Origin of the sequence: Streptomyces viridochromogenes DSM 40736 (assembly GCF_000158955.1) — a bacterium.
GTDB lineage: Bacteria > Actinomycetota > Actinomycetes > Streptomycetales > Streptomycetaceae > Streptomyces > Streptomyces venetus.
The window spans coordinates 1412243-1427612 of record NZ_GG657757.1; the positions used below are offsets into that span (position 1 = coordinate 1412243).

General features: G+C 69.2%; 14 protein-coding genes, 1 rRNA gene, 1 riboswitch and 1 other annotated feature (1 of these 17 only partly in view). Of the genes, 2 read left to right on the top strand and 13 right to left on the bottom strand.

The genetic code is table 11. From position 1 onward, the window contains the following. Nucleotides 1-6: 6 nt before the first annotated feature. The gene (locus SSQG_RS06085; RefSeq protein ID WP_158681013.1) at nt 7-198 is read right to left on the bottom strand and encodes a hypothetical protein; all 192 of its coding nucleotides are present in this window, start codon (nt 196-198) and stop codon (nt 7-9) included. Nucleotides 199-310: 112 nt separating this feature from the next. On the opposite strand from SSQG_RS06085, the gene SSQG_RS06090 reads away from it, so the two are divergent. Next, on the top strand, nt 311-730 hold the full coding sequence (locus SSQG_RS06090) for a TOBE domain-containing protein (protein ID WP_003988846.1): 420 nt from the start codon (nt 311-313) through the stop codon (nt 728-730). A gap of 63 nt (nt 731-793) precedes the next feature. On the opposite strand, the gene gcvP is transcribed toward SSQG_RS06090, so the two are convergent. Next, a complete protein-coding gene (gcvP, locus tag SSQG_RS06095; RefSeq protein WP_003988847.1) occupies nt 794-3679 on the bottom strand; it encodes an aminomethyl-transferring glycine dehydrogenase in 2886 nt (961 codons plus the stop codon). Nucleotides 3680-3856: 177 nt separating this feature from the next. Then, a riboswitch (glycine riboswitch) is annotated at nt 3857-3952 on the bottom strand. A gap of 113 nt (nt 3953-4065) precedes the next feature. Here gcvP and SSQG_RS38115 point away from each other — a divergent pair. Continuing rightward, the gene (locus tag SSQG_RS38115) at nt 4066-4443 is read left to right on the top strand and encodes a PRC-barrel domain-containing protein (RefSeq protein WP_052310244.1); all 378 of its coding nucleotides are present in this window, start codon (nt 4066-4068) and stop codon (nt 4441-4443) included. A gap of 16 nt (nt 4444-4459) precedes the next feature. Here the strand turns inward: SSQG_RS38115 and SSQG_RS06100 are convergent, their stop codons facing one another. From SSQG_RS06100 to rrf, 11 genes are all read right to left on the bottom strand, one after another. Further along, complete coding sequence (locus SSQG_RS06100) at nt 4460-5857, bottom strand: DNA polymerase IV (protein WP_003988849.1); 1398 nt, start codon at nt 5855-5857, stop codon at nt 4460-4462. A 123-nt stretch (nt 5858-5980) separates the two neighbouring features. After that, nucleotides 5981-6673 (bottom strand): MerR family transcriptional regulator, encoded by a 693-nt coding sequence (locus SSQG_RS06105; RefSeq protein WP_003988850.1) that lies wholly within the window; start codon nt 6671-6673, stop codon nt 5981-5983. A 316-nt stretch (nt 6674-6989) separates the two neighbouring features. Next, entirely contained in the window at nt 6990-7463 is a 474-nt protein-coding gene (locus tag SSQG_RS06110; protein WP_003988851.1) for a bifunctional nuclease family protein, read from the bottom strand. A gap of 85 nt (nt 7464-7548) precedes the next feature. Next, a complete protein-coding gene (locus tag SSQG_RS06115) occupies nt 7549-8286 on the bottom strand; it encodes a MerR family transcriptional regulator (RefSeq protein WP_003988852.1) in 738 nt (245 codons plus the stop codon). A gap of 52 nt (nt 8287-8338) precedes the next feature. Further along, nucleotides 8339-9226 carry an FHA domain-containing protein gene (locus SSQG_RS38855; protein ID WP_003988853.1) on the bottom strand — a complete coding sequence of 296 codons (888 nt, stop codon included), beginning with the start codon at nt 9224-9226 and terminating at the stop codon, nt 8339-8341. Between the two features lie 61 nt (nt 9227-9287). Beyond that, on the bottom strand, nt 9288-10253 hold the full coding sequence (locus SSQG_RS06125) for a DUF881 domain-containing protein (RefSeq protein WP_003988854.1): 966 nt from the start codon (nt 10251-10253) through the stop codon (nt 9288-9290). 5 nt (nt 10254-10258) lie between these two features. Beyond that, entirely contained in the window at nt 10259-10591 is a 333-nt protein-coding gene (locus SSQG_RS06130) for a small basic family protein (RefSeq protein ID WP_003988855.1), read from the bottom strand. Next, the gene (locus SSQG_RS06135) at nt 10588-11502 is read right to left on the bottom strand and encodes a DUF881 domain-containing protein (protein WP_086025068.1); all 915 of its coding nucleotides are present in this window, start codon (nt 11500-11502) and stop codon (nt 10588-10590) included. Before SSQG_RS06135 ends, SSQG_RS06130 begins: the two co-directional genes overlap by 4 nt. 98 nt (nt 11503-11600) lie before the next feature. Continuing rightward, nucleotides 11601-14096 (bottom strand): mannose-1-phosphate guanyltransferase, encoded by a 2496-nt coding sequence (locus SSQG_RS06140; RefSeq protein ID WP_003988857.1) that lies wholly within the window; start codon nt 14094-14096, stop codon nt 11601-11603. Nucleotides 14097-14212: 116 nt separating this feature from the next. Further along, nucleotides 14213-14821, bottom strand: coding sequence for a CDP-alcohol phosphatidyltransferase family protein (locus tag SSQG_RS06145; protein ID WP_003988858.1), 609 nt, complete (start codon nt 14819-14821; stop codon nt 14213-14215). A 109-nt stretch (nt 14822-14930) separates the two neighbouring features. Further along, nucleotides 14931-15047, bottom strand: a 5S ribosomal RNA gene (rrf, locus tag SSQG_RS06150). Nucleotides 15048-15137: 90 nt separating this feature from the next. Then, nucleotides 15138-15370 (bottom strand) — a sequence feature (mutual gap in cmsearch alignment for this rRNA model is longer than 100); it runs 2860 nt beyond the window's last position.

A 15370-nucleotide genomic window follows, 5' to 3' on the forward strand; every position in this document is an offset into this window, starting at 1 on the left:
GCAGACTCAGCCCTTGGCCGCTCTCCTGCCGAACCCCTTGCGGGCCCGCCGCGCCACGACCTGCCCGAACTCGATCTCGCCGCTGAGCCGCACGCGCAGCACGACAGGTGCGCCGGTCGCGCGACCGCGCCGCGCCTTGATCTGGGAGTAGTTCGTGACCAGCGAGTCCGTGTCGACGACGACGCCCGGCCTGGTCACCGGTTTCAGGGCACAGGTTCGGATGTCGAGGTGGATGTCGAGGTCGATTCCCCCCGGGCACGGCACCCCACATGTACCCGGCATAAGGAGCTCCCCGGGCTACCGTGCACCCATGAGCCTGAGCATCCGCAACCAGCTCCTCGGCACCGTCACCACCGTCACGCCGGGCGAGGCCATGGCGACGGTCAAGGTGCGCCTCGCCGGCGGCCAGAACCTCACCGCGGCGATCACCCGCGAGGCCTCGGACGACCTCGGTCTCACCACGGGCAGCGCCGTGCGCGCCCTGGTGAAGTCGACGGAGGTCGCGCTGGCCACCACCCCCGTCGAGGGCCTGTCCATCCGCAACCGGCTCCCCGGCACGGTCACGGCCGTCGCGACCGGCGAGGCCATGGCCACCGTCCGGATCACCGTCGAGGGCGGCGAACTGACCGCCGCGATCACCAGGGACGCCGCCGACGACCTCGCCCTCGCGGCCGGAACCCCCGTCGTCGCCCTGATCAAGTCGACCGAAGTGTCACTCGCCGCCGTGTGAGCCCGCGAACGCCGGGAGGGGCCCCGCCGACGGCGGAGCCCCTCCCCCTGTCGGGTCGGCCGGTCAGTCCTCGTAGGCGTCCAGGGGCGGGCAGGAGCAGACCAGGTTGCGGTCGCCGAAGGCCTGGTCGATGCGGCGCACCGGCGGCCAGTACTTGTCGGCGGCACAGACCCCGGCCGGGAAGACGGCGTCCTCACGGCTGTAGGCGTGCTCCCAGGCCCCGGCCAGCGTGCCGGCGGTGTGCGGGGCGCCGCGCAGCGGGTTGTCGTCCGCGGGCCACTCGCCGGAGCCGACCTTCTCGATCTCCGCGCGGATGGCGATCATCGCCTCGCAGAACCGGTCCAGCTCGGCCAGGTCCTCCGACTCGGTCGGTTCGATCATCAGCGTCCCGGCCACCGGGAACGACATCGTCGGCGCGTGGAAGCCGTAGTCGATCAGCCGCTTGGCGACGTCGTCGACGCTCACTCCGGTCGCCTTGGTCAGCGGCCGCAGGTCGATGATGCACTCGTGCGCGACGAGGCCGCCGGGGCCGGTGTACAGCACCGGGTAGTGCGGCTCCAGGCGCTTGGCGACGTAGTTGGCGCTGAGCACCGCCACCTGCGTGGCCCGCTTCAGCCCCTCACCGCCCATGAGCCTGACGTACGCCCACGAGATGGGCAGGATGCCGGCGGAGCCCCACGGTGCCGCGGAGAGGGGGCCGACGCCCGTCTCCGGGCCCGCCTCGGGCTGCAGCGGGTGGTTCGGCAGGTACGGCGCGAGGTGCTCCCGCACCGCCACCGGACCGACGCCGGGGCCACCGCCGCCGTGCGGGATGCAGAAGGTCTTGTGCAGGTTCAGGTGCGAGACGTCACCGCCGAAGTGGCCGGGCTTGGCGAGCCCCACGAGCGCGTTGAGGTTGGCTCCGTCGACGTAGACCTGCCCGCCCGCCTCGTGCACCTGGGCGCAGATCTCGGAGACGTGCTCCTCGAAGACACCGTGCGTGGACGGGTACGTGATCATCAGCACCGCCAGCTCGTCCCGGTGCTGCTCGATCTTCGCCCGCAGGTCCTCGACGTCGATCTCGCCGTCCTCGGCGGTCTTCACGACGACCACCTTCATGCCCGCCATCACCGCGCTCGCGGCGTTGGTGCCGTGCGCGGACGAGGGGATCAGGCACACGGTGCGCTGCTCGTCCCCGTTGGCCCGGTGGTACCCGCGTACGGCGAGCAGACCGGCCAGTTCGCCCTGCGACCCGGCGTTCGGCTGGAGGGACACCTTGTCGTACCCGGTGACCTCGGCGAGACGGTCCTCCAGCTCATGGATGAGCGTGAGGTAGCCCGCGGCCTGCTCGGCGGGCGCGAAGGGGTGCAGCTGCCCGAACTCGGGCCAGGTGACCGGCTCCATCTCCGTGGTCGCGTTGAGCTTCATGGTGCAGGAGCCCAGCGGGATCATGCCGCGGTCGAGCGCGTAGTCGCGGTCGGCGAGCCGCCGCAGGTAGCGCAGCATGGCGGTCTCGGAGCGGTGCTGGTGGAAGACGGGGTGCGTCAGGTACTCGTCGGTACGCAGCAGAGCCTCCGGAAGCACCTCCTCCGTGGCCGCGTCCAGCGCCTCGACGACACCCTCGACCCCGAAGGCGCCCCATACGGCACGCAGCTGGGCGCGCGTGGTGGTCTCGTCGCAGGCGATCGAGACGTGGTCGGCGTCGACCAGTCGCAGGTTGACCCCGTTCTCCCGCGCGGCGGCCACGACGTCGGCGGCCCTGTCCGGCACACGCACCGTCACGGTGTCGAAGTAGGCACCGTGCACGACCTCGACCCCGCCGTTCTCGAGCCCGGCGGCGAGGATCGTGGCGTACCGGTGGGTGCGCCGCGCGATGCCCTTCAGGCCCTCCGGCCCGTGGTAGACGGCGTACATACCGGCCATCACGGCGAGCAGGACCTGCGCCGTGCAGATGTTGCTGGTGGCCTTCTCGCGGCGGATGTGCTGCTCACGCGTCTGGAGCGCGAGGCGGTAGGCCTTGTTCCCGTCGGCGTCCACGGACACCCCGACGAGGCGGCCGGGCAGGCTGCGCGCCATCTTCTCCCGCACCGCCATGTAGCCGGCGTGCGGCCCGCCGAAGCCCATCGGCACGCCGAAGCGCTGCGTCGTCCCGACCGCGATGTCCGCGCCGAGCTCCCCGGGGGACTTCAGCAGCGTCAGCGCGAGCAGGTCGGCGGCGACGGTGACGACCGCCCCGAGCTCGTGCGCCTGGTCGACGACCGGCTTGATGTCCCGTACGGCCCCGGAGGCGCCCGGGTACTGGATCAGCACGCCGTTGATCTCACGCTCGGCGATCTCGGCCGGGATGCCGTCGGTGAGGTCGGCGACGACGACCTCGACACCGGTCGGCTCGGCCCGGGTCCGGATCACGGCGACCGTCTGCGGCAGCGCGTCCGCGTCGACCAGGAACAGGCCCTTCTTGTTCTTGCCAAGACGCCTCGACAGCGCCATGGCCTCGGCGGCCGCGGTGCCCTCGTCGAGCAGGGAGGCGCCGGAGGTCGGCAGTCCGGTGAGGTCGGCGACCATGGTCTGGAAGTTGAGCAGCGCCTCGAGCCGCCCCTGCGAGATCTCCGGCTGGTACGGCGTGTAGGCCGTGTACCAGGCCGGGTTCTCCATGACGTTGCGCATGATGACCGGCGGCGTGAAGGTGCCGTAGTAGCCGAGTCCGATCATGGATCCGAGGACCTGGTTGCGGTCGGCGAGCAGGCGCAGTTCGGCGATCACCTCGGCCTCGCTGCGGGCGCTCGGCAGGTCGAGCGCCTCGGTGCTCTTGATCACGGCCGGGACCGCGGCGGCCGTGAGCTCGTCCAGCGAGCCGTAGCCGACCTGCGCGAGCATCTTGGCGCGGGCCTCGTGGTCGGGGCCGATGTGGCGCTGCTCGAAGGGGACTGCCTCTTCGAGCTCGGAGAGCGGAATGCGATGGGCGGTCATTTGCGGAGGCCTCCTGGTCTGACACGACCTTCGAGGGGCACCACGGCGCGGGTACCCGGACGGCCTCCCCCTCTGTCATCTCAACCTGAGAGCTTCACCGGATCGCCCGAAGGCCTCCGGCTTTCACCGTCGGTGAGAGCGGAAGCCGTCGACACCCGCCCTGCTTTCCAGAGTGACCTCGTCCGTGCGGTACGTGTGCCTGAGAGATTCCGGGGAGGATTTGCTCCTTCGGCGCCTCCGATGATGTCCGGAGGACTCTCCCGCACGGGGTTAGCAGCCGTTGCCAGCCTACCAGCGAGATCTCCGCACGAACCTTCGAGTGGCCACACTCCCCATTGTGCCGTTTTGTAGTCTTTACGGATGAGTTGCGACCACGTGGAGGGCCCGTGCGAACCGATATCGATCCGCGCAACCTGATCGGCCGCAAGGCGTTCGACCGCAACGGAACCAGGATCGGCACGATCGACGAGGTCTACCTCGACGACGCCACCGGTGAACCCGAGTGGGCCGCCATACGGACCGGCCTGTTCAGCAGGGACGCCTTCGTCCCCCTGGAGCCCAGTGAGCTGATCGACGGCGCCCTCCACGTCCCCTTCGACCGCGCCCTGATCAAGGACGCCCCCGACTTCGGCGTGGGCCGCCATCTCTCCCCGGAGCAGGAACTGCAGCTCTACCACCACTACGGTCTCGACGTGGCCGCCCCTCCCGCGCTCCCGGACCACGACTTCGGCAAGCTGGCCGGCAAGGACGAGAAGGCCACCTGACGCCCCCGACGGCCCCCTACGGGGCAGCGGACCGCGCCCCCACGGCCCCGCCGTCCGGTCCTCGGCTCCCCTCCGATCTCGGTAACACCAGCGGCAAGGGATCCGCCGGCTCCAGCTCCGGATCGTCGGTCCGCAGCGTCCGCACCCGCCCCGGTCCCGAGTCGGGTGTCTCGAACCGCACGGTGACCCGCCCCAGTCCGCTGCCCTGCACCCATCCGTGCCCGAACTCGCCGTGCCGCACGTCGTGCCCGGCGGGCCAGCGCCTCTCGGCGAGCGCCGGCTGCTCCTCGACCGGCGCCACGGCGGGCTCCTCGACGGGGCCCTCCGCGTTCGCCCGCTCCCCCGCCGCCTGTGCGAAGAGGTCCTCCTGCGTGTAGTCGGCAAGCCCGCTGACGCCTACCCCGAGCAGCCGCACACCACCCGTCGTGTCCACGGTGTCCAGCAGTCTGGCCGCCGCCTCCCGTATCACCCCGGGGTCGTCCGTCGGCCCGCGCAGCGTCTCGGAACGGGTCAGCGTGGAAAAGTCGTACCGGCGCACCTTCAGCACGATGGTCCGCCCGGACAACCCGGCCCCCCGCAGCCGCCGCACGCAGCGGTCGGCGAGTCGCTGCACCTCCAGACCGACCCGCAACCGGTCGTGGATGTCCACGTCGTAGGTGTCCTCGACCGACACCGACTTCGCCTCCCGCTCCGCCACCACGGGCCGGTCGTCCCGGGCCAGCGCCATCGCGTAGAGACCGTGCCCGTGCGCCTTCCCCAGCAGTCGCACCAGCTCGTCCTCCCCCGCCTCGGCGATCTCCTCGACCGTGGTGATCCCGGCCCGCCGCAGATGGTCGCCGGTCGCCGGGCCCACTCCCGGCAGCGTCCGCACGGACATGGGGGCGAGCATGGCCCGCTCGGTCCCCGGCTCGATCACCACCAGCCCGTCGGGCTTGGCCTGCTCCGAGGCGATCTTCGCCAGCATCTTCGAGGCGGCGAGGCCGACCGACCCCGTGAGGCCGGTGACCGTCCGGATGTCCGTGCGCAGCCGCACCCCCGCCAGCCGCGCCGACTGCTCGTCCCAGGCCGCTCCACCGGCCTCCAGGTCCACGAACGCCTCGTCCAGGCTCAGCGGCTCCACGAGCGGCGACAGCGCGCGCAGGAGCTCCATCACCCGCTCGCTGATCGCCCGGTAGAACCCGAAGCGCGGCACGAGGTAGGCGGCATGGGGCGCGAGCCGCCGGGCCTGCGCCATGGGCATCGCGGAATGCACTCCGAAGACCCGGGCCTCGTACGAGGCCGTGGCCACCACGCCGCGCGGTCCGAGGCCGCCCACAACGACGGCCTTCCCGCGCAGACTCGGCTTGGAGGCCTGCTCCACCGAGGCGAAGAAGGCATCCATGTCGAGGTGCAGGATCGTGGGCGCGGTTCTCACAACTCCGATGCTGCCCTACGCCACTGACAACGCCCCGGAAGACCACCCGCTCTCGGGGAGCAAGCGCTTGCCGACCGGTGCGGAAACGTCCCGCCTCACATGTTGCGCCTGCTCCCGAGCGGCTCAGACCGCCCGATTCCGCCGCCGCGCCAGTTCGTCCGCCGGATTGGTCCCGACCAGGGTCTCGCCGGTGTCGATCCGCTCCCCGTGCAGCTGGGACAGTGCGCTCTCGACGTCCCGCCACACCACGCCCACGGCGATCCCGAAGACGCCCTGGCCTCCTTGGAGCAGGGCGTGCACCTCGTCCGGCGAGCTGCACTCGTAGACCGTCGCCCCGTCACTCATCAGCGTCAGGCGCTCCAGGTCGCTGAAACCGCGTTCCCTGAGGTGCTGGACGGCCGTGCGGATGTTCTGCAGCGACACCCCGGTGTCGAGGAACCGCTTGACGATCTTCAGGACGACGACGTCCCGGAAGCTGTACAGCCGCTGCGTCCCCGACCCGTAGGCGGGGCGCACACTCGGTTCGACGAGGCCGGTGCGGGCCCAGTAGTCCAGCTGCCGGTAGGTGATACCGGCGGCCGCACAGGCCGTGGGGCCGCGATAGCCGATCTGCTCGGACGCCTCGGACGCCATGGACGTCGTCCCTCCGCTGCTCGGCACGGCCGTAGGGAGCTGCGGAACGTGATCGGCCGCGTCACCGGGCTGGGGATATCCCCCGCTCGCGCGGAGCCGAGAACCGGGGGGAGCGTACGGTCCGCTCACCCTGAGACTGCGCTCGGGGCCGCCCCCAGCCGTACCGTCGCCGCTGCTTCTCACGCCGACCTCCGTCCTTGACCTGCCTTCTCGACGGTAGGCAGTCACCAGGGGTGCGTCAACGATCGCCACACTCGCCACGCCGAGTGATAATCACCCTAAGAGTGGTTTCCCGTGCCCCACCGCGGGGAAAGGCTAGCCGAATGCCCTCGGGACGGGCCGTCTGACGCTCTCACTCGCCGCCGGCACATGCGGGCAGTTCGCCCGTCCGACATGCCGCGGGCGACCCTGACGCGGACTTGTCGTCCACCGGGGCCGCCCACATGTCCCACCGACTACCGCCGCTCCTCGCCGTCCGGCCGTCCACGGCGTTCGGAGCTCACTGGCTGCTGCTGCCGAAGTCCTCCGGGGAGATCTGGTCGAGGAACTCGCGGAACTTCTCCACCTCGTCCTCCTGCTCGTCCGGGATCGCGATACCGGCGTCGTCGAGCACCGTGTCGCTGCCGTAGATCGGCGTCCCGGTACGCAGGGCGAGCGCTATGGCGTCGGACGGGCGGGCGCTCACCTCGACGCCACTGGCGAAGACCAGCTCCGCGTAGAAGACACCCTCACGCAGGTCCGTGATGCGCACTTCCGTGAGCTCCTGGCCGACGGCCTCCAGCACGTCCTTGAACAGGTCGTGGGTCAGCGGCCGCGCGGGAGCCATGCCCTGCTGGGCGAAGGCGATCGCCGTCGCCTCACCCGGTCCGATCCAGATGGGGAGGTAACGGTCGCCTCCCACTTCACGCAGCAGCACGATCGGTTGGTTGGAGGGCATTTCCACCCGGACACCTACGACATCGAGCTCGTTCACACAGCAACCCTAGGCCGTGCTCGGGACGTTTGGGTAGTCGGGCAGGCAACGGGCGCCCGATCCGGCCTCGCGCGACCGGCATACCTCAGGGCAGCCGCACCCCGAGCGCCGTCTGCACCAGCGCGGCGTGCAGCTTCACCGTGAGCCCCGCCAGCTCCTTGGTACGGGCCTCCGCATGGGCCCTGGTCTGCGGGTTCCGGTGCCGCTTCAGCGGGGCCACCACCTGGTCCACGAGCCCGGCCTCGCGGTCGGCGGCCGCCTTCATCACCCGCAGGTGCCGCGGCTCGATCCCGAACCGCCCCAGCTCGGCGACGAGCCCGGCCACCGTGACCGCCTCCGCCTCGTACGCCCCGTCCTCCAGTGGGGTGACGAGCCCGTACGACTCCCACTCCCTGAGCGTCTGCTCGTCGACACCGGCGGCGGTGAGCAGCTCCTCACGGCTGATTCTGGCCGCGGTGGGCGCCTCGGAGGGCTCGGGTGCCGGGTCGCCGTCCCGCTGCCGCCCCAGGGAGGGCAGCGGAGCCGCCTCACCGCGTTCCATGGCGTCCAGGTGCTCGCGGATCACCTTCAGAGGCAGATAGTGGTCCCGCTGCATCCTCAGGACGTGACCGAGACGCTCGACGTCGCGGGCGCTGAACTTGCGATACCCCGACGGGGTCCGCTGCGGCTCGATGAGCCCCTCCGACTCCAGGAAACGGATCTTGGAGATGGTGACTTCGGGAAACTCGTCACGCAGCACGTTCAGCACCGTGCCGATGCTCATCAGCCCACTGTCCGTGGCGGCGGTGCCGTGCCGGGCACCGCCGCTCGGTGTTTGCAGCATGGACCTTCCCTGACGGACGGACCTTCGGGGGACTCCCCGGACGGAATCCGGGTCAGTAGCCCCGCTGGCTGGCGTAGAAGACCAGCCGGTACTTGCCGATCTGCACCTCGTCGCCGTTGTTCACGGCGACCTGGTCGATCCGCTCGCGGTTCACGTACGTGCCGTTCAGGCTGCCCACGTCGGCCACCGTGAACGAGCCGTCCTGTCCGCGGCGGAACTCCACGTGGCGCCGGGAGACCGTCACGTCGTCCAGGAAGATGTCGCTCTGCGGGTGGCGCCCGGCCGTGGTCAGGTCGCCGTCCAGCAGGAAGCGGCTGCCCGAGTTCGGGCCGCGTCGCACGACCAGGAGCGCGGAACCCAGCGGCAGCGCGTCGACGGCCGCCTGCGCCTCGGGAGAGAGCGTCGGCATCGGCGTCTGGCCGGTGGCCTCGCTGTCGTAGGCCTCGAGACCGGAGATGGAGATCGTGGACGTCGTCTCGGACGGACGCTCCGGGGCGGCTCCGGCCCGCAGCGGCGCACCGCAGTTGGAGCAGAAGCGGCTGTTCTCCGCGTTGCGGTTACCGCACCTCGTACACACCAGGGCCGACATCGGATCCTCCTGCCGCGGTTGCCCGAAACCTATTCCGCCGGGCTGTGCAGGGTCAACCGACGGCGCGCCCTGACCTCCGGTAACGTCGCCACCCGGACCACCGACCTGGTCACGGAACAGCGGCCGCTGGCCTTCCTCGCCAGGCTGTGCGCGATGACGAGCGGTCGCGCTGTCGCTACCTTCTCGCGCGCTCTTGCCGAACAACTTCGCAAACAACTTCACGGGCGATTCCCCTTGACCGAAACAGACCCGCCCGTGGGGCAGGACGAACCCTGACTGAACACTCTGGCCGACCCGGACATCCTGACAACGTCCGTCGGCACCAGACAGTTTCCACCACGCACCACCCATTCGGTGCGCCGACCCCCCGCAACCTCATGCCCTCGCCGGACGCCGCCCATGCACCCCCGGTTCACTGGGAGGACGACCGAGCGTAGTCAGGCCGCTTCGCTGCTCGCAAGGCGTCCACGACGATCTTGGTCGACCTCTCGATGGTGACGGTGGCCTGTTCCTTCTCGAGAGTCTGCACCACACCTCCGGGGATGTTGAGCGCCGGCTCGAGATCCTGCGGCTTGCCGATGACCTTGAAACGATAGGGAGCATTGATCTTGTTCCCGTCGACGGCCACACCCTTGCCGGAGTCGGTCAGATACGTGCCCGCGACGACCCGCACGCCGTTGACCTGAATCGCCTCGGCGCCCGCCGCGCGCAGCTCCTGGACCCCGTCGAGCAGCATGTCCGCTTCGACGGTCCCCTTCGTGTCCTCGATGGTCATCGTGATGCCGGGGCCCTCCGCGGCCACGGTGCCCGCGAGGATGCCGAGTTGCCTCTCCTTCTCGATGGTCTGCCTGCGGGCCTCCTCGGCCTGGTCCGAGCTGTTCTCCAGCTCGTCGCGCTGCTTCTCGAGACCCTGCTTCTCGTCCTCAAGACGCTGTGTGCGGTCATCCAGTTCATCGAGGATGCGGACGAGATCTTCCTGACGTGCACCGCGCAGGGCGCTGTCACTGTCGCTGTTCGAGGCCACCTGCACGGCCAGCCCGAAACCCAGGCCGAACAGCAACACCGCCACGATCAGTTGGGCCCGGCTGACCCGCGGCGGCCACAGCCCCTGCACCAACCGCTGCCGGCCGGTCAGCTGCGGCTCGGCGGCCGTCTCCGGTTCGGGTTCCCGTACCCCCTCCGGCTCCGGTTCCGGATCGGGTTCCGGCTCGGGGTCCGGAGTGGCCCGGGCGGCCGGCACCGAGGGGGACACTTCATCGGGCAGCTCCTTGCGCAGCCTGTTCCCCGACTCGCCCGGCCCGTCGCCCCGGTCCGCGCGCGTGCCGCCTTGCTCGTCGGCCCGCTGCTCCTCGGCCCGCTTCTCGTCGTGCTCGCTCATCGGCCTCACGCCCGGAACACGTGCCGGCGGATCGCCGCGGCGTTGGAGAAGATCCGGATACCGAGGACGACCACCACACCGGTGGACAGCTGGGCACCCACGCCCAGCTTGTCGCCCAGGAAGACGATCAACGCGGCCACGACCACGTTCGACAGGAACGACACGACGAAGACCTTGTCGTCGAAGATGCCGTCGAGCATGGCCCGCAGGCCGCCGAAGACGGCGTCGAGCGCCGCCACGACAGCGATCGGCAGATAAGGCTCGACCACCGCCGGAACCTCAGGCCGGACCAACAGGCCGGCCACGACTCCCACGACGAGGCCCAGTACGGCGATCACGATGTGCCCTTCTCGTTCTTCTCAGTGCTCGGCTGTGCTGTACGTACGGTCACACTCGGTGCGGCGGGCAGCCGGAGGTCGTCCTCCACCGAAATGGCCGTCCTGACGCCGTAGCCCTCCTGGAGCGCGTTCAGGTACAACCCGTCCGCGCTGTTCTGGAACCGCGTGCTCAGCCGCTGCCCGTCCCCCACCGCGAGCACCGTGTACGGCGGCACCAACGGTTTGTTGTCGACCAGTATCGCGTCACCCGCGGCCCTGATCGCGGACAGCGCCGTCAACCGCTGCCCGTTGATGGAGACGGCCTCGGCACCCGACTCCCACAGCCCGTTGACCACGCGCTGCATGTCCCGGTCACGCACCCGGCCGGTATCGGAGAACCCGGAGGTCTCCCGAGGGCCGCCCTCCCCGCCCCCGTCGGCCTCCTTGGCGTCGTTCACCATGAGCTTCACGCCCGGGCCGTGCACCGCGGAGGCGCCCGACAGGATGCCCACCAGGTCGGAGTCGGCGCTGCCGCCGCTGTGCTTCAACGCCTCGCGCTGCCGTGCGCTCACGTCCTCGCGCAGCCGGTCGACGGAGTCCTCCAGCTGGTCGGCCGTCTCGGACTCCCGGTCGATGCGGTCGACCAGCTCTTCTCGCTCCTTGGCGACGACCGGAGCGGCGACCCGGGCCTGCGCCGCTCCCACGGTCACCACGAGGGCTGCCAGCACCAGGCCGGCGGCGAGCCCCAGCTTCGACCGCAGGGTCTTCGGCATGCCACCCTCGCCCGCGGCCTTCTTCCGCGCGGCGGCCTCGGCGTATCCGTCGTCGAGACTGTGGTCCATGACGTTGGTGAGCAACGACATGGACGCGTCGAGGCGCCGGGGCCGCGTGGGTGTGCTCCGAATGGGGGGTTGCTGCGGCATGCCGCACATCGTCGCACGTCGCGGCCACTACCTCCGAACGGGCCCACCGGCGTGCCGGACAGGCCCCGTTGGGGACACTTGTCCGGCACGCATGCGTGCAGGCCGTTCTACCGGCCGGCGCTGTCCACGACCGCCGACCACTCGTCCAGCAGGGCCTGCGCGGAGGCGTCGTCCGGCCCCTCGGCCCACAGGTGGGTGACGGCCTCGGCCGGGTCCGGCAGCACCATGACCCAGCGGCCGTCGGTCTCCACCACACGCACCCCGTCCGTGGTGTCCACGAAGCGGTCTCCGGCCGCCTCGACGACCCGCCGCATCACCAGGCCCTTGACGGCCCACGGAGTCGCCAGGTCCCGCTTCAGGACGTGCGCTCGCGGGATCCGCGCGTCGATCTGGCTGAGCGTGAGCTGCGTCCGCGCCACGAGCCCGATCAGCCGCACGAAGGCCGCTGTGGCGTCGTACACGCTGCTGAACTCGGGGACGATGAAGCCGCCCTTGCCGTCGCCGCCGAAGATCGTCCCTTCCTCACCACCCACGCGTGTGAGGTCGTCGGGGGAGGTGGTCGTCCACTCGACCTGCGTCCCGTGGTAGGCCGCCACCTGCTCGGCGATCCGGGTCGTGGTCACCGGCAGCGCGACCCGGCCACTGCGCCGCTCGGCGGCGACCAGGTCCAGCATCACGAGCAGCGCTCGGTCGTCCTCGATGATCCGCCCCTTCTCGTCGACGAGCGACAGCCGCTCACCGACCGGGTCGAACCGCACACCGAACGCGGCCCCCGAGGACGCCACGATCTCCCCTAGACGCACCATCCCCGACCGCCGCATGTCGGCCGTCTCCGTCGGCCTGGACTCGTCCAGTCCGGGGTTGATCGTCAGCGAGTCGACGCCGAGCTTCCCGAGCAGGCTCGGAAGCACGAGCCCCGCACTGCCGTTGGACGCGTCCACGACGACCTTCAGCCCGGAGTCCGCGATCCCGGTGGTGTCGACGTTCCGCAGCAGCGACCCGGTGTACGAGTCGAAAACGCTGGCCGGGAAGTGCAGGTCACCGATCTCGCCGGGGAAGGCCCGCCGGTACTCCTGCCGGGCGAACACCCGGTCCAGCTTGCGCTGGCTGCCCTGTGAGAGGTCGGCGCCCTGCCCGTCGAAGAACATGATGTCGACGGAGTCCGGCACGCCCGGCGTGGTACGGATCATGATCCCGCCCGCGCTCCCCCGTGCGGTCTGCTGCCGCGCCACGGGCAGGGGCACGTTCTCCAGATCCCGCACGTCGATGGCGCTGGCCTGCAACGCGGAGATCACGGCCCGCTTCAGCGCACGGGCACCGCGCGAGTGGTCGCGGGCCGTGGTGACGGTCGAGCCCTTTTTCAGGGTCGTCGCATACGCACCGGCGATCCGTACGGCCAGCTCCGGTGTGATCTCCACATTCAAGATTCCGGACACACCGCGGGCGCCGAAGAGATGCGCCTGTCCCCTGGACTCCCAGATCACGGAGGTGTTGACGAAGGCGCCGGCCTCGATGGTCTTGAAGGGATAAACCCGCACATTGCCCTGGACGATCGATTCCTCACCGATCAGGCACTCGTCCCCGATGACCGCCCCGTCCTCGATCCGCGCCGCACGCATGATGTCGGTGTTCTTTCCGACCACGCAGCCGCGCAGATTGCTGTGCGGCCCCACGTAGACGTTGTCGTGAACGACGGCCTTGTGCAGGAACGCGCCGCTCTTGACGACCACGTTGGAGCCCACGACCGTGTGCTCACGAATTTCGGAACCGGCCTCGACCTTGGCGTAGTCACCGATGTAGACGGGGCCACGGAGCACGGCGTCGGGGTGGACTTCGGCTCCTTCGGCGACCCACACTCCGGGGGAGATCTCGAACCCGTCGATGTCGACGTCGACCTTGCCCTCCAGGACGTCGGCCTGCGCCTTCACATAGCTCTCGTGCGTACCGACGTCCTCCCAGTAGCCCTCGGCCACATAGCCGTAGACGGGCTTGCCTTCCTTCATCAACTGTGGGAAGACGTCACCGGACCAGTCGACGGGCACATCAGGCTCGACGTAGTCGAAGACCTCGGGCTCCATCACGTAGATACCGGTGTTCACCGTGTCGGAGAAGACCTGGCCCCAGGTGGGCTTCTCGAGGAAGCGCTCCACCTTGCCTTCCTCGTCGACAATGGTGATACCGAATTCCAGAGGATTGGGCACACGCGTCAGGCAGACCGTGACCAGCGCGCCCTTTTCCTTGTGGAAATTGATCAGTTCGGTGAGGTCAAAATCCGTGAGGGCATCGCCGGAAATGACAAGGAAGGCATCGTCCTTCAGTGCCTCTTCGGCGTTCTTGACGCTTCCGGCAGTACCGAGTGGCTTCTCCTCATTGGCATAGGTGAGCTCCATACCGAGCTCTTCGCCGTCACCGAAGTAGTTCTTGACGAGCGAGGCCAGGAACTGGACAGTTACGACTGTTTCGTTGAGCCCATGCCTTTTGAGCAGCCGCAGGACGTGCTCCATGATCGGGCGGTTGGCCACGGGCAGGAGCGGCTTGGGCATGCTTGAGGTCATGGGGCGAAGGCGCGTGCCCTCGCCTCCGGCCATCACGACGGCCTTCATGTCGGAAGCGTCCTCCTCTAAGAGACGACGGTCTAGCCGACTTCACCCGCGAAGATTGTCCCGCACTTTTCGGCCTCAGGCCATCGGGGCCGACACGGCCGGACCAATCAGCGAGTTCATTCGGCTACGGCGTCCGCACGGACCAGGCGGCGGACTTGTACCACGTAGAGGACTCCTGCCCACCAGTACAGCGTTGTACCCCATCCGGCGAACGCCCATCCGAAAACGGCGGCGAGTGACGAGATCCAACCACTGCCATCACTGAGCAGGAGCAACGGGAAGGCATACATCAAGTTGAAGGTGGCGGCCTTGCCCAGGAAGTTCACCTGGGGCGGCGGATAGCCGTGCCGGCGGAGGATGCCCACCATCACCAGCAGAACCAGCTCTCGCGCGAGAAGTACAGCAGTCAACCAGAGGGGCAGAATCTCGCGCCAGGTGAGACCGACCAGAGTCGAGAGGATGTAGAGCCGGTCGGCCGCGGGGTCGAGAAGCCGGCCGAGGCTGCTGATCTGGTTCCAGCGCCGCGCGAGCTTGCCGTCCAGGTAGTCACTGATGCCGCTCAGGGCCAGTACCAGGAGGGCCCAGCCGTCACTCTTGGGCCCACCGAACTCAGGCCGCAGAATCAGCCACAGGAAGAGGGGCACGCCGACGAGCCGCGCCATGCTGAGGATGTTCGGGATGGTGAGCACACGGTCCGTCTGGACGCGAGTCTCCTGAACCTCCACCCGGGGGCCTCCTGTGGGAAACGTACCAACGATGCTCCCTGACCCTACCTCAACGTAAAAAAGCTCTGGCTCTCGGGCTGTGTGCCCAAGAGCCAGAGCTCTAAAAGGAGTTCGGCGGCGTCCTACTCTCCCACAGGGTCCCCCCTGCAGTACCATCGGCGCTGTAAGGCTTAGCTTCCGGGTTCGGAATGTAACCGGGCGTTTCCCCTACGCTATAACCACCGAAACACTATGAAACTATCGAACAATGCCGCACCACGTGTGGCACGTGGGGCCGTTCGTGGTTTCAGAACCAACACAGTGGACGCGAGCAACTGAGGACAAGCCCTCGGCCTATTAGTACCGGTCAACTCCACACGTTACCGTGCTTCCATATCCGGCCTATCAACCCAGTCGTCTACTGGGAGCCTTACCCTCTCAAGGAGGTGGGAATACTCATCTCGAAGCAGGCTTCCCGCTTAGATGCTTTCAGCGGTTATCCCTCCCGAACGTAGCCAACCAGCCATGCCCTTGGCAGAACAACTGGCACACCAGAGGTTCGTCCGTCCC

Coding starts and splice junctions, on each gene's coding strand:
- SSQG_RS38855 (WP_003988853.1), bottom strand. CDS start 9,226: ATGGGTGGTGCGTGGTGGAAACTGTCTGGTGCCGACGGACGTTGTCAG.
- SSQG_RS06115 (WP_003988852.1), bottom strand. CDS start 8,286: ATGCTGCAAACACCGAGCGGCGGTGCCCGGCACGGCACCGCCGCCACG.
- SSQG_RS06090 (WP_003988846.1), top strand. CDS start 311: ATGAGCCTGAGCATCCGCAACCAGCTCCTCGGCACCGTCACCACCGTC.
- SSQG_RS06140 (WP_003988857.1), bottom strand. CDS start 14,096: ATGAAGGCCGTCGTGATGGCCGGAGGCGAGGGCACGCGCCTTCGCCCC.
- SSQG_RS06125 (WP_003988854.1), bottom strand. CDS start 10,253: ATGAGCGAGCACGACGAGAAGCGGGCCGAGGAGCAGCGGGCCGACGAG.
- SSQG_RS06135 (WP_086025068.1), bottom strand. CDS start 11,502: ATGTGCGGCATGCCGCAGCAACCCCCCATTCGGAGCACACCCACGCGG.
- gcvP (WP_003988847.1), bottom strand. CDS start 3,679: ATGACCGCCCATCGCATTCCGCTCTCCGAGCTCGAAGAGGCAGTCCCC.